Raw genomic sequence first — 20,062 nt, 5'->3', positions numbered from 1 at the left:
GGTCCCGTGGGGTGGCCGTGTCCCACGGGGACACCGGCGGGGGAGAGTGAGACCCTGGCTGCATGGCCCGCAGGGGAAAGAACCCCGAGGTCGACTGGCCCGCGCGGCCCGATACGAGCCTTGCGCTCAACCGCATGGGCACGTTCGACTGGGACCTCGACAGCGGGCGGATGCATCTGGATCCCACCGCCCTCGAGGTCCTCGACCTGCGCCCGGACGAGTACAACGGCACCCCCGAGGGGCTGCGGGTGCGGCTGGCCCCCGCCGAGGAGGCCCGCCTCGACACCCGCGTAGCGCAGGCGATCAAGGACGGCCGAAGCCACTACGGGGCCTACGTCCGCACCCGCTGCCGGGACGGGGCGCCGGCCTGGACCCACATCCAGGGCCACATCCTGCGGCACCCGGACGGGCGCCCGTACCGCGTCATCGGGATCCTGCGCGACGCCGCCCACGACCCGGGCGAGCCCGGGGCTGCCGGGGAGCAGGCCGAGGGCCGGGCCCGGATGACGGGAGTCGTCGAGCGGACCACCGCGATCCTCGCCCACGCCCGCACCGTCAACGACGTGACCGACGTCCTCAAGGACCCCCAGGCCCTCGGGCACCTCGGCGCGGTCAGCGTGATGCTGGGCATCGTCGACGGAGGCCGCATCCACCTGGTCGCGGAGGGGCAGCTCGGCTCGTACGTACCGGAGATCGAGTACACGCGGATCGACGCGCGGTTCCCGATGAGCGAGGCCGTACGCACCATGCAGCCGGTCTTCCTCGTCTCGCGCGAGGAGTTCCAGCGCCGCTACCCGGAGCTGTGGCCGTACATCGAGCCGCTGTCCGTCCGCAGCGGGGTCTACCTGCCGCTGATCGCCCAGGGGCGGCCCATCGGGGCGCTCGGGCTGCTCTACACGCGGGAGGGGGAATTCACCGCCGAGGAGCGGAACCTGCTGATGGCACTGGGCAGCGGCGTCGCGCAGGGCCTCCAGCGCGCCATCCTCTTCGAGCAGGAGCACGACCTGGCCGAAGGGCTCCAGCGGGCCATGCTGCCCCGCCGGATCCCGGAGGTGCCGGGTGCGCGGATCGCCGTACGCTACCGGTCCGCGCGGATGGGGCAGGACATCGGCGGCGACTGGTACGACGTGATCCCGCTCGGCGACGGCCGGGTCGGGGTGATGATCGGCGACGTCGAGGGGCACGACACGGACGCGGCCGCCGTCATGGGGCAGCTGCGGATCGTGATGCGCGCGTACGTCGTCGAGGGGCACACCCCGGCGGCGGCGATGGCGCGGGCCTCGGCCTTCCTGCGCGAACTGGAGACGGAACGGTTCGCCACGTGCACGTACGCCGAGGTGGACCTCACCACCGGGATGATCCGGATGGTCCGCGCCGGCCACCTCGACCCGGTCGTCCGGCGCGGCGACGGCAGCTGCCACCGGATCCAGGTGGCGGGCGGGCTGCCGCTCGGGCTGCCGGCCCGCGAACAGCCCGGCACCGGCACCGGCTACCCCGTCACCAGTCTCGAGCTCCACCCCGGGGACACCCTCGTCCTGTGCACGGACGGCCTGATCGAACGCCCCGGCGCGGACCACGACACCGGCATGCGGGAGTTCATGGCCGCGGTCCACAGCGGCCCGGTCGACGTGGAGGAACTCGCCGACGTGCTGTGTGACCTGGTCGGGGACTCCGGCGGGGGCGACGACATGGCCCTGCTCGTCCTGCGCCGCCGCGGCACGCCCGGCGCGCGCGGCGGCGGTCCGCTGCGCCAGCGGCTGGAACCGGGGGACACGGAGGCGCCGGCGCTGGCCCGGCACCTGATCCGGGCGGCGGTGGCCGCCTGGGGAGCGCGGGACCGGGTCGACGAGATCGAACTGGCGGCGGACGAGCTGATGACCAACGCCCTCGTGCACACGGACGGCGGCGGCGACGTCAGCATGCGGCTCACGGCCCAGGGCCGGATCCGCGTCGAGGTCGAGGACTCCAGCAGCGCCCTGCCGAGGCGGCGGGAGGCGGGGGACTGGGCGGTGTCGGGGCGCGGCCTGATGCTGGTGGACCGGCTGGCGGACGAGTGGGGCGTGGAGCCCCGGGGCGGCGGGAAGTGCGTGTGGTGCGAGTTCGCCGTGGACGCGCCGGAACAGGCGGGCTGAGCACCGGCCGGCCGCCAGGGCCGTCCGGCCGACCGCTGCTCAGGGCTGTCCGGCCCGCCAGGCCCGGCCGGCCGTCAGGCCGTCACAGGCGGACGAGGGTGATCTCGGTGGCCTTCACGCTGGTCCACACCTCGGCCCCGTCGGCGAGGCCCAGCTCGGACGCCGCCTCCGGGGTGATCTCCGCGACCAGGTCGGGCGCATCGGCCGAGGCGATCAGCACGCGCAGCCGGCTGCCGACCGCGGTGATCTCCCGTACGGTGCCCGGCCAGACGTTGCGGGGGCTGCCGGCCGGGCGGTCCCGGTGCACCGACACCGCCTCCGGGGCGATGATCGCCAGCGCCTGCGCCCCCTCGGGCAGCGCCTCCGCGACGACGAGCCGTCCGCCCTCGGCGAGGGCCAGCCCGTCCGCCGACGCGATGCCCGGCCAGGCGTTGCGCCCCAGCATGCGGGCCACCCACGGGGAGCGCGGGTGCCGGGCCACCTCGGCGGGCGGCGCGTCCTGGAGGGTGCGGCCCTCGGCCAGTACGAGGACCCGGTCGGCCAGCGACACCGCCTCGACAGGATCGTGCGTGACGATGAGGCAGACCCCGCCGAAGCCGGCCAGGTGCGTGCGCAGGGTGTGCCGGACGCGGGCCCGCGTGGTCTGGTCGAGGGCGGCCAGCGGCTCGTCGAGCAGCAGCAGCCGCGGGCGGGCGGCCAACGCGCGGGCCAGGGCCACCCGCTGGGCCTGGCCCCCGGACAGCTGGGCCGGCTTGCGCTGGGCGAGGTGCCCGACGCCGAGCCGGTCCAGCCAGGCCTGCGCCTCGCGACGGGCGTCGGCGCGCGGTACCCCGTGCGCGCGCAGCCCGTACGCCGTGTTCGCCAGGGCGCTCAGGTGCGGGAACAGCGCACCGTCCTGCGGGACCCACGCGACCTGCCGCTTGTGCGGGGGCAGCGCGGTGACGTCGGCGTCGCCGAGCCGGAGGTCGGCGTGGGCCCGGGGGGTCAGGCCGAGCAGGGCCCGCAGCAGGGTGGTCTTGCCGGCGCCGTTCTCACCGACGACGGCGATGGTGGTGCCCGGTTCGGCAGCCAGAGTCAGCTGGTTGAAGCCGGTGACGGTGGCGTGCAGCGGCCAGTGGCCGGTCTCCTGCGGCGCCGGCGCCGGCTCCGGCGCGGACTCCGGCCGTGCGGCCGTCTCCGGGGCGCGCCCGGCGGCGGGCACGGCGCCGGGCGCCTCGTCCGGGACCGGCGGCGTGGCGACCGCCTCGCGGGCGGCCACCGGGGTCCCCGTCCAGCGGCCGCGCAGGGCGATCAGTACGGCCATGGCGATCGCCAGCAGCAGCAGCGAGACGGAGGTGGCGGCCTCGGGCTGGTCCTGGAGCAGCAGGTACACCTGGAGCGGCAGGGTCTGGGTGGTGCCGGGCAGGTTCCCGGCGAAGGTGATTGTCGCGCCGAACTCGCCCAGCGCCCGGGCCCAGGTGAGCGCGGCTCCGGCTATGAGGCCGGGGGCCACCATGGGCAGGGTCACCGTGAAGAACACGCGGACCGGCGAGGCGCCGAGCGAGGCGGCGGTCTCCTCGTAGCTCTGCTTGAGCCCGCCGAGGGCGCCCTCCAGGCTGATGACCAGGAACGGCATGGCGACGAAGGTGGCCGCCACGACCGCGCCCGACGTGTGGAAGGGCAGGGTGATCCCGAAGGCGTCCTCCAGCCAGGGCCCGAGCAGCCCGCGCCGGCCGAAGCCGAGGAGCAGGGCGACACCGCCGACGGTCGGCGGCAGCACCATCGGGAGCAGCACGAGGGAGCGGACCAGCGCCTTGCCCTTGAAGGGGACGCGGGCCAGCAGCCAGGCGAGCGGTACGCCGAGGAGCAGCGAGAGGCCGAGGGCCCACAGGGACACCAGGAGCGAGAGCTTCAGCGCCTCGACCACGCCGGGGCTGCCGAGATGGGTGCCGAGCTCGCCCCACTGGGTGCGGACGAGGATGCCGATGAGCGGCATCAGCAGGAACGCGACGGCGAGCAGCGCGGGGATGGCCAGGGTCAGCGGGGGCCGGGTGCGGGTGCGGAGTCTGCTCATGGGCGTTCCTGGCTGGGGAGGGGTGACGGCGGGGGAAGGACGGTACGGACGGTACGGACGGACTCGCGCGGGCACGCCGAGAGGGGCTGCCCGTCCCCCCGGACCAGACAGCCCCTCGTCATGCGGACGCCGGCGGCGCTCAGACCTTCTGGAAGCCCGCGTCCTGCAGGATCTTCTGGGCCTCGGGGGTGCTCAGCCAGGCCACGAACGCGGCGGCGGCCTCGGCGTTCTTGGACTGCTTCAGCGTGGCGGCCGGGTAGGAGGCCACGGCGTTCTGCTCGTCCGGGATGTCCACCGTGACGACCTTGTCGCCGGACTTGGCGGAGTCGGTCTTGTAGACGAGGCCGGCGTCGGCCTCGCCCAGCTCGACCTTGCTCAGCACGGCGCGGACGTTGGGCTCCTGGGAGACCGGCTTCACCTCGACCTTCTGGGCGTCGAGGATCTGCTTGCTGTAGCGGCCGACCGGGACCTCGGGCGCGGCGAGCACGACCTTGAGCTTGGTGTCGGCGAGGTCCTTGAGCTCGTCGACCTTGAACGGGTTGCCCTTGCCGGTGGCGATGACCAGGCGGTTCTTGGCGATGATCGTGGGCTCGCCGGTCTCGGCCTTCAGCCCGTCCATGGTCTTGGTGTCGGCGGTCACCAGCGCGTCGGCCGGGGCGCCCTGCTTGACCTGCGCGGCGAGCTCCTGCGAACCGGCGAAGGAGAAGGTGATCTTCGTGCCGGGGTGGGACTTCTGGTACGCCTCGCCCGCCGTCTTGAAGACGTCGGTGAGGGAGGAGGCGGCGAGGACGGTGAGGTTCGCGGCCTTGGGCTCGGCGGAGGCCGAGGCCGAGCCGGGCGTGGAGCCGGCGGCGGGCTTCTCGTCGGCCTTGCCACAGGCGGCCAGCGGTACGAGCAGGGCGGCGGTCAGTGCGGCGGCCGCGGCACGGCGGCGGGTCAGGGTCGGGAACATGAGCAGGAGCTCCTCGGTCGGGTCGGCGGCCGGCAGGTGCCGGTTCCGCGCGGTGGTGACCCGCGCCGGTGACGGGCGGAGCGGGTGGGGACGTGCGGTGGTGCTGAGCGGGTGGTGCGGGGGACCGCGGTGGACGGCGGGGACCGCGGGGACCGCGGGCGGGGCCGTCCCGGGTTTCAGGTGCGGTCGATGTGCACGCTGGTGGACTTCACGCGGGCGGTGGCCTGCATGCCGACCTCCAGCCCGAGCTCCTCGACGGCCTCACGGGTGAGCAGCGAGACCAGACGGTGGGGACCTGCCTGGATCTCGACCTGGGCGGCCACGTCGCCGAGTTTGACGGCGGTGACGATGCCGGGAAAGGCGTTGCGTGCCGAGGTGTACGGCTCGCCGTCCTCGATGTGTGCGCCCTGGCCCACCTCGACGGAGAAGGCCGCCAGGTCACGGCCGTTGATCAGGCGACGGCCGGCCTCGTCGCGATGGGTCACGACCCGGCCCGCGTCGGCCCAGCGGCGCGCCGTGTCCGGGCTGACGCCCAGCAGACGTGCCGCCTGCCCGATGGTGTAGGACTGCATGTGCGACAAGGTAGGCGCACGTGTGGCGCGTTTGCAATTCTGTTGGGCTCATCTCTATGGCAGATGCCATGCCTCTTGGTGTATCTGCCAAAAGTCGTTCCGCTCCGCCCCGTCCGCGTCGCTAGAGTCGGGGCATGGCTGATGAGGTATCGGGAACGGAATCGGGCACGGTGCGGGTCGACGCGTGGATCTGGTCCGTGCGTCTGACGAAGACCCGCTCGATCGCGGCGACCGCCTGCCGGGCGGGCCATGTGAAGGTCAACGGGGAGCGCGCGAAGCCGGCACAGGCCGTGCGCGCGGGTGACGAGGTACGGCTGTTCCACGCGGGGCGCGAGCGGATCGTGGTGGTGAAGCGGCCCGTGTCCAAGCGGGTGGGCGCCCCCGTCGCCGCCGAATGCATGATCGACAAGAGTCCGCCGCCGCCGACCCCCGTGGAGGCCGCCGTGGTCGGCATCCGCGACCGCGGCGCGGGCCGCCCGACGAAGCGCGAACGCCGCGAGATCGAATCCCTGCGCGGCCGTCCGTAGCCTCCGGCGGTCCGGCTGCACGGTTGTACGGCGGTACGAGCCGGGCGCGGAACCCTGACCCTCTGACCTTCTGAGGGTCAGGTCTTGCGGTACGCGTACGCCTCGGTGGCCGCCGAGGCCACTTCCCCGAGGGGGAGACCGCTGGACGCGGCCACCACGGCGGCCACCGCGCCCTCCACGAAGGGGGCGTCCACCAGCCGGGAGCCCGGCGGGAGCTCGTCGTCCAGCAGCAGGGCCTTCACCGTCAGCACCGAGCTCCCCAGGTCCGCCAGCAGCGCGACCCCGGCGCCCCGGTCCACCTCCCGCGCGGCCGCGACGATCCGCTCCGCGCTCGTGCCGAGCCCGTCGGCGGCGGTGCCGCCCGCCGCGGCCACCGGGGCCAGGGGGCCGCCCGCCGCCAGGCCGCGCGCCAGCTCCGCCACCGACTCCGCGACCAGCGCGCTGTGCGACACGAGCACGATGCCCACCAGGGCCGCGCCCGGACCCCGACTCGGTTCCGGGCCGGTCATCGCGCGCCCTCGCCCGGCTCCGCCACGTCCGCGAGCGCCCGCAGCAGCAACGCCGACGAGGTCGCGCCCGGATCCTGGTGCCCGATGCTCCGCTCGCCCAGGTAGCTGGCCCGGCCCTTGCGCGCCTGCAGCGGAACCGTCGCCAGCGCCCCGTCCTGCGCCGCGTCCGCGGCCGCCCGGTACGAGGTGCTCAGCGCGGCCACCCCCGGCACCAGCGCGTCCAGCATCGTCTTGTCGCCCGGCGCCGCCCCGCCCAGCTGCGCCACCGCGGCCACTCCCGCGTGCAGGGCCTCGCGCAGCTCCGCGTCGGAGACCTCGGCCGCCTCGCCGAGCTCCTTGCCGGTGCGCCGCAGCAGCGTCCCGTACAGGGGCCCCGACGCGCCGCCGACCGTAGAGATGAGCGTCCTGCCGGCCAGCTGCAGCACCTCGCCCGGCGCCGCCGGGCCCTGCGCCTCCAGAGCCGGGAGCACCGCCGTGAACCCCCGGAGCAGGTTGCTGCCGTGGTCGGCGTCCCCGATGGGGGAGTCGAGCTCCGTCAGCCGGTCCGCCTCCCGCTCGACCGCGGCCGTGGTGGCCGCCATCCAGCGCCGGAAGAAGTCTGCGTCGCGCACCGGATCTCCTCGCCTCGCATCAGTCAGGCCGGTCCCACGCCACCTTACGGTCAGCGGCCCCACCGCAGCGCCGCGGTCTGGACGGGCGCGTCCCACAGCCGCAGCATCTCCTCGTCGGCCCGGCACAGCGTCACCGAACACCCCGCCATGTCCAGCGAGGTGACGTAGTTCCCCACGAGGGTGCGCGCCACCCGCACACCCCGCGCGGCCAGCACCCGGGCCACCTCCGCGTGGAACCCGTACAGCTCCAGCAGCGGCGTCGCCCCCATCCCGTTGACCAGCGCCAGCACCGGCCCTTCGGCCGGGCCCAGCTCCGCCAGCTCCTCCAGTACGGCGCCCACCGCGACCTCCGCGATCTCCCCGGCCGGCATCATCGCCCGCCGCTCCCGGCCCGGCTCGCCGTGGATCCCGATGCCCAACTCCAGCTGCCCGTCCGGCAGATCGAAGGTCGGGCTGCCCTTGGCGGGTGTGGTGCAGGCGCTCAGCGCCACCCCGAAGCTCCGCGAGGAGGCGTTGACCCGGCGGGCGATCGCCGCGACCCGCTCCAGCGGCGCCCCCTCCTCGGCGGCCGCGCCGGCGATCTTCTCGACGAAGAGGGTGGCCCCGGTGCCGCGCCGCCCGGCCGTGTACAGGCTGTCGGTCACGGCGACGTCGTCGTTGACCAGGACGCGCTCGATCCGCAGGCCGTCCTCCTCGGCGAGCTCGGCGGCCATGTCGAAGTTCAGCACGTCCCCGGTGTAGTTCTTGACGACGAAGAGGACCCCCTGACCGGAGTCCACGGCCCCGGCCGCCCACGCCATCTGGTCGGGCACCGGGGAGGTGAACACCTCACCGGGACACGCGGCCGACAGCATCCCGTACCCCACGAACCCGGCATGCAGCGGCTCGTGCCCGGACCCGCCCCCGGACACCACCCCGACCCGCCCGCCGGCCCGCGCGTCGCGCCGTACGACGACCCGCCGCTCCACGTCGACGTCCAGCTCGGGATGGGCGGCCGCCATCCCCCGCAGGGCGTCGGCGACCACGGTCTGCGGACTGTTGATCAGCATCCTCATGCGTATCTCCCGGTGACCCGTCAGGTGTCGTGCCGACTGCGAACCGTTCGCTTCGACGTTAGGGCACCCACCCGGCAGCGACAGGCAGACGGGGGTCTCGGGCGTGGCACCGGACTCAGGTCGAGCTGCTGCCGACCCTCAGGCTCGCTCGTGGGCCGAACGAGGAGTCCCGGTCACGGACGGAGTCGCGCGCCGGGTGCTGGGAGCCCAAGCCCGCACGATCCGGACGCCGTTGCCGCCCGCCCTCTTGTTCGTCCTGCTCCTCGGTGGGCCGAGGTCAGCGCCTGCCTCGAAGGCGCCTGAGTATTCCTCGGGCCTGCTCCTGCCTGCGCGGGTCGGAAGCCGCACGCCGTACCGAGGCAATCGTCCGCTGCCCCTTCGGGCTGCGGCCGAACTGCTTGATCCTGGCGAATAGTCCGGACATGAGCCCTCCCGGTGTGACGCATCGTGATGCCACGTCGTGTGCCCCGGGACTCTCGCGCCAAACTGTGGGGTGGCCCCGCGTTGTTGCCCGCACGGGCGAACCTCGTAGCGCTAGGCGCCGGCCTCCGTCACTTCCTGCGCCCGCGCCGTGGCGGTTTCCCAGGGAGGCGGTATCAGCGACTCCGTCCAGGCGGCCAGGCCGTCGCCGTCGACGCAGACGATGTCGCAGGCTGCGGCGTACTCCGTGGCGGGAGCGGTGAAGCCGCTGGTGGTCACGACGATCGCCGCATCGGCTTCGTGGACGGCGAAACAGGTGCCGCCGAAGCGTTGGAGGTCCTGGGAACCGACCCGGTTGCCCTCGCCGTAGTGCTTGCACTGGATGACCACGCGCAGTCCGTCCGCCGTCGTGGCGATCACATCGGCCCCCAAGTCACCTGCTCCGCCCACCACTTCCACCTGCGGGCAGCCGTCCCGAGCGCACAGTGCGGCGACCGTGTGCTCGAAGCCGTCGGCGTCCACCGCCGTGTGGTCCAGGGCGCCGGAGTCCACCTCGGGCAGACAGCCGGCCTCCGGCTCGGCCGGCCCGCGCGAACCCGGCTGCCGCACGGGCGAGCGGCGCAGGCCCGGAGCGACGCTCCACCGCGCCAGTGCCGCTCCGGCGGCCAGTACGAGCACCGTGACGATCGGCAGCACCGGTACGCGGCCCGTCTCCACGGCCGCCTTGACGAAGACGGCCGCCCCGCCCAGGCAGATCCCCACCAGTCCCACCGCCAACACGACGTCCCGCCCCATCGACGCTACGCCAACGCCCCCATCGCGCCGTTGCCTTCCCGATGGCGTCATGCGGGCCCCCTCTTCACTCGTCACGAGCATCGCGCCTCCGCGCGGGCTCTCCCGCCACCCCGCACGGATCGCGCATCGTCCGGGTGGCGGTCCCGGTGTACCTCCCCTCGTCTGATCGCGATCGCCGGATCCAAACCGGTCCGAGGGGACCGGGACTTTCCCCGGTCAGCGGCAGCCTCGGGACCGGGACCGTGGGCCGGGGGTGCTGGACGTGGCCGGTCCGCTGCCCGCCACGGACCGGTCGGCCGGCGCGTACTAGTTCACGCTGCAGACGGGGCCGCCCATGGACCAGTCGTCACGACAGCTTGCCTTCCGGTTGCTGGGGAACTTCGTCCACACACCGGGGTCCAGCCACTTGGTGGTGCCGTCGTACATCATCACGAAGTAGCGGGTGCCCGGGAACGTGAACGCGTCGACGTCGACGGTTCCCCCACCCCGGGTGCCCCCGGGTCCCAGGGACTTCTGCGTGCAGCGGATGTGCCAGCCGAGATCGGGTGCGTTCCACACGTCGCACCAGTCCGGGCCCTCGTTCAGGGTTTCGGTGGTCGCCATCGTGGAAGACGTACGGTTCTCGGCGACACCGCAAGGCTCCCACCAGGAGGAGCAGCCGCCGGCGGCGGCCTGTGGAGCCGCGGCGAGTGAGGCGCCGAGCATCGCGGCCATGGCGCCGCCCGTCACCACGGCCCTGCGCAGGCCCTTCTTCATCGTGTTCATGTTCATTCCGTCTCTCTCTCGCCCGGATCGTCTCTCGTGGCGTGGTCAGCGGGGGTTGCCGTACTGGAAGGCGTTGGTGATCTCCTGCCCGGGGACCGTGTTGGACCGCAGCGCGAAAACGGCAGATTCCCGGAAGAAGACGCCGACCTCGTCCTTGCCGTCGCGGTTCCAGTCACCGGCCAGCGGGAGCGAGTACGGGTTGCCGTACATGAAGGAAGTGGTGATCTCCTGGCCCGGCGTGGTGTTGGAGCGCAGTGCGAACGTGCTCGACTGCGGGTTGTACGCACCCACCTCGTCCTTGCCGTTGCCGTCCCAGTCACCGGCGGTCGGCACCCAGTTGGGGTTGCCGTACATGAAGGAGGTGGTGATCTCCTGGCCCGGGTTGGTGTTGGAGCGCAGTGCGAAGGTGCCCGACTGCGGCATGTAGACGCCGACTTCGTCCTTGCCGTCACCGTCCCAGTCACCGACCAGCGGCAGCCAGTCCCCACCGTTGCCGTACCGGAAGGAGGTGGTGATCTCCTGGCCGGGGTTGGTGTTGGAGCGCAGGGCGAAAGTGCCCGACTCCGGGATGTAGACACCCACTTCGTCCTTGCCGTTGCCGTCCCAGTCGCCGGCGATCGGTATCCAGTTCCCGCCGTTGCCGTACCCGAAGTCGATGTCGGAGTACCCGGCGTTGTTGGAGTTCCGCAGCGCGAAGCGGTTGCCCCGGTAGATCCCCGGAGTGTCGACCCCGTCGCCGTCCCAGTCGCCCATGACCTCGCGCACTCCCGCGCCGAACGGCTGGGCAGGCGCGGTGTCGGCGCCTCGGGCCCGGACGAACTTGCTCACCGGGCCCGCGGGGCCCTGCTGCCGCCAGTCGAAGAACTGGCCGCCGTTGTACGACTCGACCCGGCCGCTCTCGTTGCCGCCCACCGTCTTGATCCTGGACCCGTCCGCCGACACGGCCACGACGATGTTCACGTGGTCGTTTTCCCGGCCCGGCTTGTCGTAGACGGCCACGTCGCCGACCTGCGGCGTACCGAAGAGCCGGTCGTCCCCGTAGTTCAGGAAACTGTCCGCCCACGGGTCGAGGTGGTTGAGATCGGTCACCCCGGCCGTGCGCCACACCCATCTGGCGAAGACCGCGCACCACGGGGGGCAGCTCCCGTTCCCCGAGTAGTACGTGCAACCGTGCGGGTTCGCCAGTTCGGCGAGCGCCACCTCCGCGATCCGGGCTCCGCTGCCCGGGGCCGCCGTCGCGGCGGACCCGGCCTGTGCCTCGAACCGGGCGGCGGTTCGTACCGGCGGCGCGGCCGTGGCCTGCGGGGCGACCGCGAGGGCGCCGGCGGCGCACACGGTGACGAGGGCGGTGGCCGCGAGTCGACGCGTCCGGGTGTGGAATGGGGTGAGCATCAGTCAACCTCCGTCGGTCAGGACCCCGTTGGGTCTCGATGACCGAAGGCTGTCGTAGGCCGGTCCAGGTTTTCTCCAGGTGCACGGCAGACGTACCGGGGCGCGCCGGCGCCCGGCTCACCACACGAGTGATTCCGCCTGCTCACGCGCCTCCAGCTCGGTGAACACGGCCAGGGCGTCGGCACGGAGCGCGGCCGCCTCCGCGTAGGCCTCCTCCGCCTCGCGCACCTCTGCGAGATCGCGCATGGCCCGCGCCCTGAAGAGCGGTACCCCGAGCGGCTCCCAGACGCGCAGGGCATGGAGCAGCGGCCCTGCGGCCTGCCCGGGGCGGCCCGCCGCGAGATGGAACTCGCCGAGCGTGCGCAGCGCCATCCCCTCGCCCAGGGTGTCGTGGTGGGCCCGGCAGACGGCCAGAGCGTCCAGGAGCGGAGGCAGCGTGGCGGTGCCGAGGCGGATCCGGGTCTTCGACAGGGCCAGCCGGGTGTAGGCGATCATCAGCTCGTCGCCCAGGTCCTGCAGCATCCCGAGCGCCTGCTCGAAGAGGCGCTCCGCGACAGAGTGGTCGCCGAGCGCGCGGTGGACCAGACCCGTGGTGCGCAACGTGAGCGCCACCCCCCGGCGGCTGCCGAGGCGACGGTACGCGTGGTGCGCTTCCTCGAGCGTCGTCAGGGCCTGCTCGTGGCGGCCCTGCTCCAGGTCGACCGAGGCCGCGAGCCGGGAGGCGTATCCCAGCCCGGCATCGTCGCGGGTGACACGGAACCCTTCGGCAGCGCGGGAGAGCGCGGCGCGGGCGGCGGCGAACCGCCCCTGTTCACGGTGGACGCTGCCCGTCCCGGCGAGCACGACGGCCAGGCCCCGCAGGTCGTCCGTCTTCTCCACGAGGGCCCTGGCCTGTTCGAAGTACGCAAGGGCCTCGCCGTAGCGGTCCTGGGAGTAGCGCAGTTGTCCGAGACCGGCGAGCAGCATCGCCTCCCCGGAGCGGTCCCCGGCACGCCGGGTGGCAGCGATCGCCGCGTCGTGCGTACGCCACCACTCCTCGAAGCGGTTGGCCACGCCGAAGGAGGAGGAGCCGAGTGCGAGGGCAACTTCGCGTGCGGGGAGGGCGAGGTCGAGGGCCGCGGCCCGCTCCACGGCGGCCACCAAGGCCGCCGCCTCGGACTCGTACCAGGCGGCGGCGTCCTCCGCGACGGGTGCTCCGGCCCGCGCCGTCGTGTAGTGGGCGCACATCTCCAGCTCGCCGGAGGGGGCGGCCGCGGCATGCCGGCGGATGAGCCAGAGCCACGAACCGAGCGCGCGGGTGGCGGCGTCCCTCAGCAGCCGGGGAGCGTCCTCGGCGGCCGCCCGCTCGGCGGCGTACACCCGGTGCAGGTCGTGCAGCCGGTAGCGGAGCCCGCCGCCGCGTCCTCCCGACACGACGGACAGCAGGTGGGCGTCGGTCAGCCGTTCGACGGCGTCGTCGGCGGTGCGGGGGTCGGTGTCCAGCAGGGCCGTCACGAGCCAGGGCGCGAAGTCCGGGACGCCGAGGGCGCCCAGGAGCCGGAAGGCCCGGCGGGCCCCGTCGTCCAGGGCTTCGTAGCTGAGAGCCACGCTGGCACGGACGGCGATGTCTCCCACGGCCAGTTCGTCGAGGCGCCGGTACTCGTCCGAGAGCCGTTCGACCAGGGTCCGCAGGGTCCAGTGGCGGCGCGTGGCCAGGCGCGCCCCGGCGGTCCGCAGGGCGAGCGGCAAATGGCCGCACAGCCGGGCAATGCACTCGGCCGCGGCGGGCTCGGCCGCGACCCGTTCCGCTCCGGCCACCCTGGCGAGCAGGGCGACGGCCTCGGCGGGCCCGAGGACATCGAGTTCGATGCGGTGCGCACCCGTCAGCGCGGGGAGCCTGCTGCGGGAGGTGACCAGGACGGCGCAGGAGGCGGCGCCCGGCAGCAAGGGGCGGACCTGCGCCTCGGAGCCGGCGTCGTCCAGTACGAGCAGCATGCGGCGGCCCGCGAGGGTGGTGCGGAACAGGTCCACGCGCTCGTGCAGGCTGTCGGGGACTGGTCGGCCGAGGGCCCGCAGGAACCGGGCGAGCACCTCTTCGGGGGTGGCGGCGGTGGTGGCGCCGCTCAGGTCCGCGTAGAGATGGCCGTCGGGGTAGGCCTCGGCCGTCCGGTGCGCGACTTCGACGGCGAGCGCGGACTTGCCCACCCCGCCGGTACCGGATATGACGCAGACGGGCAGGGCGGTACGGGTGGAGGCAGTGTCCCCGCCCGCGCCGACGAGGTGGCGCACCAGTTCCGCCAGAGGCCGGGCGCGGGCCGTGAAGTCCGCCGTGGCCGGCGGGAGGAGAGCCGGCACGGGCACCGATGCCGGGACGCTGTCACCGTGCTCGCAGCCCGCTTCGTCGCCGCGCGCGACCGTCAGGGCCGACGCGTGGCCGGTGGGGTCGTCGCTCGCCCGGAGGATCGACACGTGCAGGGCCTGCAAGTCCGGACCGGGCTCGACGCCGAGCTCGTCGGCGAGTGCTTGCCGGCCCTGCGCGAACACCTCGAGGGCCTCCGCATGTCGGCCGGCCCGGTGCAGGGCCAGCATGAGGTGTTTCCTCGCGCGCTCGCGCGTCGGGTGGGCGGCGACGAGGGCCCGCAGCTCGGCGACGACGACAGGTGTGCCCGCGTCGAGCTGTGCCTGAGCCCGCTGCTCCATGACGACCAGGCGTTCCTCGTCCAGGCCGGCGGCAGCGACGCCGAGGGCATCGCCGATCCCGCCCAGAGCCGGACCACGCCACAGGTCGAGGCCCTGGGTGAACAGCGCGGCGGCCTCTGCGTATCGGCCGTCCGCGGCCGCCGCGCTTCCCCGGGCGGCCAGTTCGGCGAAGCGGCCCCGGTCTGTCCAGGCGGGTGCCACCCGAATCCGATACCCGGCCGGCCTGCTCTCGATCACATCACCGAGGGCGCGGCGCAGTACCCACACATACGTTTGGACGAGGGTCCTCGCGCTGTCGGGAGGGGAGTCGCCCCACACCCTGTCGATCAGCGTCTCGGCCGACACCACCTGTCCGTGCTCGAGCAGCAGTGCCGCGAGCAGTGCCCGAGGCTTCCTGCCCGCAATGGTCAGTTGCCCCTCGCCACGCCACGCCTCGACCGGTCCCAGCAACCGGAACTCGGTCATCGGCAGGTCCCCCCCGGGCATTGAGTCCACCCCCTGTCGTCAACGCGGTGATCAAGATACTGGAGGGGACTCGGGGCGGACAGGGCGGAATCCGGACCGTGCCCGGCGCGCAGTGCCACGCAGCCGCCGGTGGGCCCGTCGGCGTGCGACGGGGGCGCCGGGTCGTGCCGTCCCCGCGGTGGAGCTCGTACCGGCCTCTCGCGGAGGGCGTACACGGCTGGTGCGAAGGCGGCCGCGCACGGCTCACCCCGGCCGGTGCACGCGCCCGAGGTGAATCAGCCGGAGCCGGCCGGGCTCCGCGACGCCGTCGGGCTGCCGGGAAAGATCGCCATCGGCGTGCTGTGTCTGTGGTCGATCGGCTTCGCCCTCCACTCGGCGCGTCGGGCTGCTCCGGCGTCCGCGTCACGGGGCCGAAGGTCCCCTGCGGGGGACGTGCTCGGCGTCGGGTGGACGCGGCGTCAACACGGGGGAACGGTCGCGGCGGTGCCCTCACGCGCTCTGCGGCGTGGGCATAGCAGGCCGTTTCACCCGATGGAGCGGTTTTGCCAAGATCCACGGAGCGTGCTGTCTTGATCACCGTCAGTGTTGCCGGCTGGGTGGAAGGGTTCACACATGCGCACGGTTCGAGAAGCGGTCCTGGACGTGCTGAGGGCCCGCGGCATGACCACGGTGTTCGGCAATCCCGGATCGACCGAACTGCCCATGCTCAAGCAGTTCCCGGAGGACTTCCGGTACGTACTCGGCCTCCAGGAGGCCGTCGTCGTCGGCATGGCCGACGGCTTCGCCCTCGCCTCCGGCACCACTGCCCTGGTGAACCTGCACACCGGCCCCGGCACCGGGAACGCCATGGGTGCCATCCTCAACGCCCGCGCCAACCGCACCCCCATGGTGGTCACCGCCGGCCAGCAGGTCCGCGCCATGCTCACCATGGAGGCCCTGCTCTCCAACCCCCAGGCGACGCTCCTCCCGCAGCCCGCCGTGAAATGGGCGTACGAGCCCCCGCGCCCCGCGGACGTGGCCCCCGCGCTCGCCCGCGCCGTCCAGCTCGCCGAAACCCCGCCGCACGGGCCGGTGTTCGTCTCCCTCCCCATGGACGACTTCGACGCCGAGCTCACCGAGGCCGAGGACCGAGGCGCCCAGGCCGCGGCCGCCCGCCGCGTCACCCACGCCACCGGCCCCGCTCCGGAGACCGTGCGGCACCTCGCCGACCGCATCGCGGGAGCCCGTTCGGCCGTCCTCGTCGTCGGAGACGACGTCGACGCGTCCGGCGCCTGGGACGCGGTCGTCGCACTCGCGGAACGCACCGGCCTGCCCGTCTGGGCGGCCCCCGTCTCCGCCCGCGTGGCCTTCCCCCGCGACCACGCGCAGTTCCGCGGGGAACTCGTCCCGGCCATCGGCCCGCTCACCCGGCAGCTGTCCGGCCACGACCTCGTCGTGGTCATCGGCGCGCCCGTCTTCCGCTACTACCCCTACATTCCGGGCTCCTACCTGCCCGACGGCGCCGAGCTGATCCTGCTGACCCGGGACGCGGAAGAGGCCGCGAGGGCCCCCGTCGGGGACGCGGTCGTCGCCGATCTCACGCTGTCCGCCCGGGCCCTCACCGAGCGGCTCGCCGACCTGCTCCCGCCCGGCGGACCGGCCCCCCGGACCCACGAGCGGGCACGGATCCCCGAAGGGCCCGAGGGCGTGCTGACCCCCCTCGCCGCCATGGCCGCCATCGCCCAGGGCGCCCCCGACAACACCCTCTGGGTCAACGAATCGCCCTCCAACGTCCCGCAGTTCCACGAGGCCACCCGCATCAGCACCCCCGGCTCGTACCTCTTCTCCGCCGGCGGCGGCCTCGGATTCGGCGCGGCGGCCGCCGTCGGAGCACAGCTCGGCGCCCCCGACAGGCCCGTCGTCGCGGTCATCGGCGACGGTTCGATCCACTACGCCGTTCAGGCCCTGTGGACCGCCGCCACCTACAACGTCCCCGTCACCTTCGTCGTCCTCAGCAACGCCCGCTACGCGATCCTCCAGTGGTTCGCGCAGATCGAGCACGCGCAGGGCGCCCCCGGACTCGACATCCCGGGCCTGGACATCGCCGCGATCGCCACGGGCTACGGCGTCCGCGCGCACACCGCCCACGGCGCCGGTGAACTCACCAAACTCGTACGGGACTCGGCGGCCCAGCAGGACGGACCGGTGCTCATCGACGTACCGATCACCACCGAGCTCCCCTCCCTCTGAGCACAGCCGCCACGAGCACTGTCACGACCTCCAGAAGGCCCGGTATGCCCACCAGCCCCACTGCCCCCACCACCCCCAATCCCTCCGCTCCCTCCGCCGTGCTCCTCGACAGGCTCCGCGCCGGGCTGCCCGCCGACGCCCTGCGCACCGACCCCGAGGCGCTCGCCGCCCACACCCGCGACGCGGCACCCTTCTCCGAAGCGGGCACCCCCGCGGTCGTCGCCCTCCCGCACGACGCCGAGCAGGTCGCGCACGTCCTGCGCACGGCGTACGAACTCGGCGTCCCCGTCGTCCCGCAGGGCGCCCGCACGGGACTCGCCGGCGCCGCGAACGCCATCGACGGCTGCGTGGTCCTCTCCACCGCCCGGATGGACCGGATCATCGAGATCGACCCGGCCAACCGGCTCGTGCGCTGCGAGCCCGGAGTCGTCACCAAGCACCTGAACGACGCCGTGGCCGAGCACGGCCTGACCTACCCGCCCGACCCCGCCTCCTGGGAGCGCTGCACCATCGGCGGCAACATCGCCACCGGCGCGGGCGGCATCTGCTGCGTGAAGTACGGGGTCACGGCCGACTACGTACTCGGGCTGGACCTCGTCCTGCCCGACGGCCGGCGCACCCGCACCGGACGCGACACCGCCAAGGGCGTCGCGGGCTACGACCTGACGCGGCTGATCGTCGGCTCGGAAGGCACCCTCGCCGTCGTCGTCGGCGCCACCCTCGCGCTGCGCCCCGCCCGCCCGGCCGCGCTCGCGCTGCTCGCGCAGTTCCCCAGCCTCACCGCTGCCGGGGACGCCGTAGCGGCGATCACCGCGGCCGGCCACATCCCCTCCGCGCTCGAACTCCTGGACCGGGCCACGTCCCGGGCCGTCGCCGACTACGGACACGCGCTGCTGCGACCCGGCAGCGCCGCCACCCTCATCGTCGAGAGCGATACGACAGACCCCGCGGGCGACCTCCGCGCGATGGAACTCCTCTGCAAGGAGGCCGGAGCCGAGAACGTCCACACCGCCTCCACCCCCGAGGAGTCCCGACAGGTCATCGAGGCCAGGCGGCTGGTCACCCCCGCCCTCGGGGCCTTCGCCGCCACCCTCGGGGGCAAACCCACCGCGTTCATCGAGGACGTGGCCGTACCCCGCTCGGAACTCCCCAAGTTCATCGGCACGATCGAGGAGATCGCCCACCGCAACCGGCTGCGGATCTTCACCCTGGGGCACGCCGGCGACGGCAACCTCCACCCGACCGTCGTCTTCGACGAGTCGGACCCGGAGGAGTTCCGCCGCGCCCAGGTCGCGTACGACGAGATCATGGCCGCCGGTCTCGCCCTCGGCGGCACCAGCACCGGCGAGCACGGCATCGGCACCCTCAAGCGCGACTGGCTGGCCCGCGAACTCGATCCGGTGAGCCTGGAGTTGCAGCGCGGACTCAAGCGGCTCTTCGACCCGAGGAACCTGCTGAACCCCGGAAAGGTCGTCGAGGCATGACCGGGACCGATGCCCAGAGCGACACGGTGACGGCAGTCGGGAGCGGAAGCGGAAGCGGGAGTCCGACGGACATCCCGACCGTCCCCGCGCCGGGCACCGCCCGCCAGGCCCGCGCGGGCCTGGCCGAGACCGCCCGCTTCGTCGCCACCCACACCCTGCCCGTCTTCATCCGAGGTGTCGTCAGCCCCCGGTTCAAGGTCGTGTCGGCGTATGCCGCCCTCGACCAGTACGGCTGGTCCGCGGCCACCCTGCGGGCCATGCGCGAGCGGCACGGCGGCGCCCCCGTCACCGTGCGCGGGCTCTCCGGACAGATGCTGGTGCTGTTCGACCCGGCGGACATCCGGCAGTTCTTCGAGGAGCCCGTACACACCCTCGCCATGGACGCCGAGGACAAGCTCAAGGGCCTGATCGGCGTCGAGCCCACCGGCGTCATCTGCTCCCACGGCGACCTCCGCGAGAACCGGCGGAAGGTCAACGACCAGGCCCTCGCGTGGGAGAGCCCGGTCCACCCCGCCTGCGCGCAGTACCAGGCCGTCGTCGAGGAGGAGAGCCGGCTGCTCACCGCCGACGCCGTCCTCGACTTCGAGCGGGTGCGCCGCTGCCTCGGCCGGATCTCCCGCCGGGTGGTCCTCGGCGACAGGGCCGCGGACGACGGGGAGCTGGCCGGCCGGCTGCGCACCCTGCGCGACGAGGGCAACTGGATGGGCCTGCGCAAGAGCCGCGCCGAGGCCAACCGGGCGGTGTACGCCAAGGCCTCGGAGCGGATCGCGGCGTACGCGGCCGACGCACCCGACCACACCCTCGTCGCCCGGTCCCTCGCGCACCCCGCCCCCGAGGGCACCGACCCGCTCGGCCAGGTCCACCACTGGCTGCTGGCCATCGACGTCGCCGCCCCGGTCGTCGCCCGCACCCTGCTGCTGCTCGCCGGCCACCCGGCCGAGCAGGACGCCGCGTACGAGGACGCGATCACCGGCGCCCCCGGACTGCCCCGGCTGCGGGCCTGCGTACGGGAATCGGTGCGGCTCTATCCGCTCGTCCCCGACTTGGTACGGGTCACCCGCGCCGAGACCGAGTGGCGCGGGGTGCGCTACCCGGCCGGGACCTCCGTCCTGGTCCCCATCGGCTTCCACCAGCGGGACCCCGACCAGGTACCGGCCGGAGACCTCTTCGTACCCGGCCGCTGGCTCGAGCCGGACGCCGACGGGGACACCCGGATGGCGCCCTTCAGCCACGGCGGCGGACGCTGCCCCGGCGACCAGCTCGCCCTGCTCCTGACCTCGGCCGTCTGCGCGCAAGTGCTGCGGAGCCACCGGATCGTCGGGGGCCGCCCCGCCGTGGACCCGCACCGCCCGCTGCCCGGAACGCTGGACACGGCCGCGATGCGGCTGCGGCTGGCCCACCGCCGAGACCCGGAATGAGTCC

15 protein-coding genes are annotated in these 20,062 nt (G+C 73.7%); 5 read left to right on the top strand and 10 right to left on the bottom strand.

Features of this window, described 5'->3' with window-relative positions:
* Positions 1 to 62: 62 nt before the first annotated feature.
* Positions 63 to 2,132 (top strand): SpoIIE family protein phosphatase, encoded by a 2,070-nt coding sequence (locus tag ACFYZ4_RS01935; RefSeq protein ID WP_351286752.1) that lies wholly within the window; start codon positions 63 to 65, stop codon positions 2,130 to 2,132.
* A gap of 82 nt (positions 2,133 to 2,214) precedes the next feature.
* Here the strand turns inward: ACFYZ4_RS01935 and ACFYZ4_RS01930 are convergent, their stop codons facing one another.
* The 3 genes from ACFYZ4_RS01930 to ACFYZ4_RS01920 form a co-directional block, all read right to left on the bottom strand.
* A complete protein-coding gene (locus ACFYZ4_RS01930; RefSeq protein ID WP_390782712.1) occupies positions 2,215 to 4,185 on the bottom strand; it encodes an ABC transporter permease in 1,971 nt (656 codons plus the stop codon).
* A 139-nt stretch (positions 4,186 to 4,324) separates the two neighbouring features.
* Positions 4,325 to 5,137 (bottom strand): molybdate ABC transporter substrate-binding protein, encoded by an 813-nt coding sequence (gene modA / locus ACFYZ4_RS01925; RefSeq protein ID WP_351286748.1) that lies wholly within the window; start codon positions 5,135 to 5,137, stop codon positions 4,325 to 4,327.
* Between the two features lie 176 nt (positions 5,138 to 5,313).
* Complete coding sequence (locus ACFYZ4_RS01920; RefSeq protein ID WP_351286746.1) at positions 5,314 to 5,709, bottom strand: helix-turn-helix transcriptional regulator; 396 nt, start codon at positions 5,707 to 5,709, stop codon at positions 5,314 to 5,316.
* 134 nt (positions 5,710 to 5,843) lie between these two features.
* Between ACFYZ4_RS01920 and ACFYZ4_RS01915 the strand changes: the two genes are divergently transcribed.
* The gene (locus tag ACFYZ4_RS01915; protein WP_351286745.1) at positions 5,844 to 6,236 is read left to right on the top strand and encodes an RNA-binding S4 domain-containing protein; all 393 of its coding nucleotides are present in this window, start codon (positions 5,844 to 5,846) and stop codon (positions 6,234 to 6,236) included.
* 77 nt (positions 6,237 to 6,313) lie between these two features.
* On the opposite strand, the gene ACFYZ4_RS01910 is transcribed toward ACFYZ4_RS01915, so the two are convergent.
* The 7 genes from ACFYZ4_RS01910 to ACFYZ4_RS01880 all read right to left on the bottom strand — a co-directional run bounded on the left by ACFYZ4_RS01910 (position 6,314) and on the right by ACFYZ4_RS01880 (position 14,927).
* The gene (locus ACFYZ4_RS01910; RefSeq protein WP_390782711.1) at positions 6,314 to 6,745 is read right to left on the bottom strand and encodes a PTS-dependent dihydroxyacetone kinase phosphotransferase subunit DhaM; all 432 of its coding nucleotides are present in this window, start codon (positions 6,743 to 6,745) and stop codon (positions 6,314 to 6,316) included.
* Positions 6,742 to 7,356 (bottom strand): dihydroxyacetone kinase subunit DhaL, encoded by a 615-nt coding sequence (gene dhaL, locus ACFYZ4_RS01905; RefSeq protein WP_390782710.1) that lies wholly within the window; start codon positions 7,354 to 7,356, stop codon positions 6,742 to 6,744. Before dhaL ends, ACFYZ4_RS01910 begins: the two co-directional genes overlap by 4 nt.
* Before the next feature lie 50 nt (positions 7,357 to 7,406).
* The gene (gene dhaK / locus ACFYZ4_RS01900) at positions 7,407 to 8,411 is read right to left on the bottom strand and encodes a dihydroxyacetone kinase subunit DhaK (protein WP_384347321.1); all 1,005 of its coding nucleotides are present in this window, start codon (positions 8,409 to 8,411) and stop codon (positions 7,407 to 7,409) included.
* Between the two features lie 534 nt (positions 8,412 to 8,945).
* Positions 8,946 to 9,626 carry a restriction endonuclease gene (locus tag ACFYZ4_RS01895; protein WP_390782709.1) on the bottom strand — a complete coding sequence of 227 codons (681 nt, stop codon included), beginning with the start codon at positions 9,624 to 9,626 and terminating at the stop codon, positions 8,946 to 8,948.
* 306 nt (positions 9,627 to 9,932) lie between these two features.
* Positions 9,933 to 10,391: a hypothetical protein gene (locus tag ACFYZ4_RS01890; protein WP_351286738.1), complete on the bottom strand. Its 459-nt coding sequence runs from the start codon at positions 10,389 to 10,391 to the stop codon at positions 9,933 to 9,935.
* Between the two features lie 45 nt (positions 10,392 to 10,436).
* On the bottom strand, positions 10,437 to 11,783 hold the full coding sequence (locus ACFYZ4_RS01885; RefSeq protein ID WP_351286737.1) for a CHAP domain-containing protein: 1,347 nt from the start codon (positions 11,781 to 11,783) through the stop codon (positions 10,437 to 10,439).
* 117 nt (positions 11,784 to 11,900) lie between these two features.
* Positions 11,901 to 14,927 (bottom strand): BTAD domain-containing putative transcriptional regulator, encoded by a 3,027-nt coding sequence (locus ACFYZ4_RS01880; protein WP_390782708.1) that lies wholly within the window; start codon positions 14,925 to 14,927, stop codon positions 11,901 to 11,903.
* Positions 14,928 to 15,539: 612 nt separating this feature from the next.
* Between ACFYZ4_RS01880 and mdlC the strand changes: the two genes are divergently transcribed.
* Genes mdlC through ACFYZ4_RS01865 form a run of 3 tightly spaced genes read left to right on the top strand, consistent with a single transcriptional unit; the run spans position 15,540 to position 20,058 of the window.
* Entirely contained in the window at positions 15,540 to 17,156 is a 1,617-nt protein-coding gene (mdlC, locus tag ACFYZ4_RS01875; protein WP_390782707.1) for a benzoylformate decarboxylase, read from the top strand.
* 44 nt (positions 17,157 to 17,200) lie between these two features.
* Positions 17,201 to 18,640: an FAD-binding oxidoreductase gene (locus ACFYZ4_RS01870; protein ID WP_390782706.1), complete on the top strand. Its 1,440-nt coding sequence runs from the start codon at positions 17,201 to 17,203 to the stop codon at positions 18,638 to 18,640.
* Positions 18,637 to 20,058: a cytochrome P450 gene (locus ACFYZ4_RS01865; RefSeq protein WP_390782705.1), complete on the top strand. Its 1,422-nt coding sequence runs from the start codon at positions 18,637 to 18,639 to the stop codon at positions 20,056 to 20,058. Before ACFYZ4_RS01870 ends, ACFYZ4_RS01865 begins: the two co-directional genes overlap by 4 nt.
* The last annotated feature ends 4 nt before the right edge of the window (positions 20,059 to 20,062 follow it).

It is taken from the genome of Streptomyces sp. NPDC001513, from assembly GCF_042894695.1.
Taxonomy (GTDB): Bacteria; Actinomycetota; Actinomycetes; order Streptomycetales; family Streptomycetaceae; genus Streptomyces.
This window is presented reverse-complemented; position numbering and strand designations above follow the sequence as displayed.

What these genes read in the sequence shown, in the direction of transcription:
- mdlC (WP_390782707.1), top strand. Translation starts at nt 15,540, where the DNA reads ATGCGCACGGTTCGAGAAGCGGTCCTGGACGTGCTGAGGGCCCGCGGC.
- ACFYZ4_RS01910 (WP_390782711.1), bottom strand. Translation starts at nt 6,745, where the DNA reads ATGACCGGCCCGGAACCGAGTCGGGGTCCGGGCGCGGCCCTGGTGGGC.
- ACFYZ4_RS01880 (WP_390782708.1), bottom strand. Translation starts at nt 14,927, where the DNA reads ATGACCGAGTTCCGGTTGCTGGGACCGGTCGAGGCGTGGCGTGGCGAG.
- ACFYZ4_RS01920 (WP_351286746.1), bottom strand. Translation starts at nt 5,709, where the DNA reads ATGCAGTCCTACACCATCGGGCAGGCGGCACGTCTGCTGGGCGTCAGC.
- ACFYZ4_RS01895 (WP_390782709.1), bottom strand. Translation starts at nt 9,626, where the DNA reads ATGGGGCGGGACGTCGTGTTGGCGGTGGGACTGGTGGGGATCTGCCTG.
- modA (WP_351286748.1), bottom strand. Translation starts at nt 5,137, where the DNA reads ATGTTCCCGACCCTGACCCGCCGCCGTGCCGCGGCCGCCGCACTGACC.
- ACFYZ4_RS01870 (WP_390782706.1), top strand. Translation starts at nt 17,201, where the DNA reads ATGCCCACCAGCCCCACTGCCCCCACCACCCCCAATCCCTCCGCTCCC.
- ACFYZ4_RS01890 (WP_351286738.1), bottom strand. Translation starts at nt 10,391, where the DNA reads ATGAACACGATGAAGAAGGGCCTGCGCAGGGCCGTGGTGACGGGCGGC.
- ACFYZ4_RS01915 (WP_351286745.1), top strand. Translation starts at nt 5,844, where the DNA reads ATGGCTGATGAGGTATCGGGAACGGAATCGGGCACGGTGCGGGTCGAC.
- dhaK (WP_384347321.1), bottom strand. Translation starts at nt 8,411, where the DNA reads ATGAGGATGCTGATCAACAGTCCGCAGACCGTGGTCGCCGACGCCCTG.
- ACFYZ4_RS01935 (WP_351286752.1), top strand. Translation starts at nt 63, where the DNA reads ATGGCCCGCAGGGGAAAGAACCCCGAGGTCGACTGGCCCGCGCGGCCC.
- ACFYZ4_RS01885 (WP_351286737.1), bottom strand. Translation starts at nt 11,783, where the DNA reads ATGCTCACCCCATTCCACACCCGGACGCGTCGACTCGCGGCCACCGCC.
- ACFYZ4_RS01930 (WP_390782712.1), bottom strand. Translation starts at nt 4,185, where the DNA reads ATGAGCAGACTCCGCACCCGCACCCGGCCCCCGCTGACCCTGGCCATC.
- ACFYZ4_RS01865 (WP_390782705.1), top strand. Translation starts at nt 18,637, where the DNA reads ATGACCGGGACCGATGCCCAGAGCGACACGGTGACGGCAGTCGGGAGC.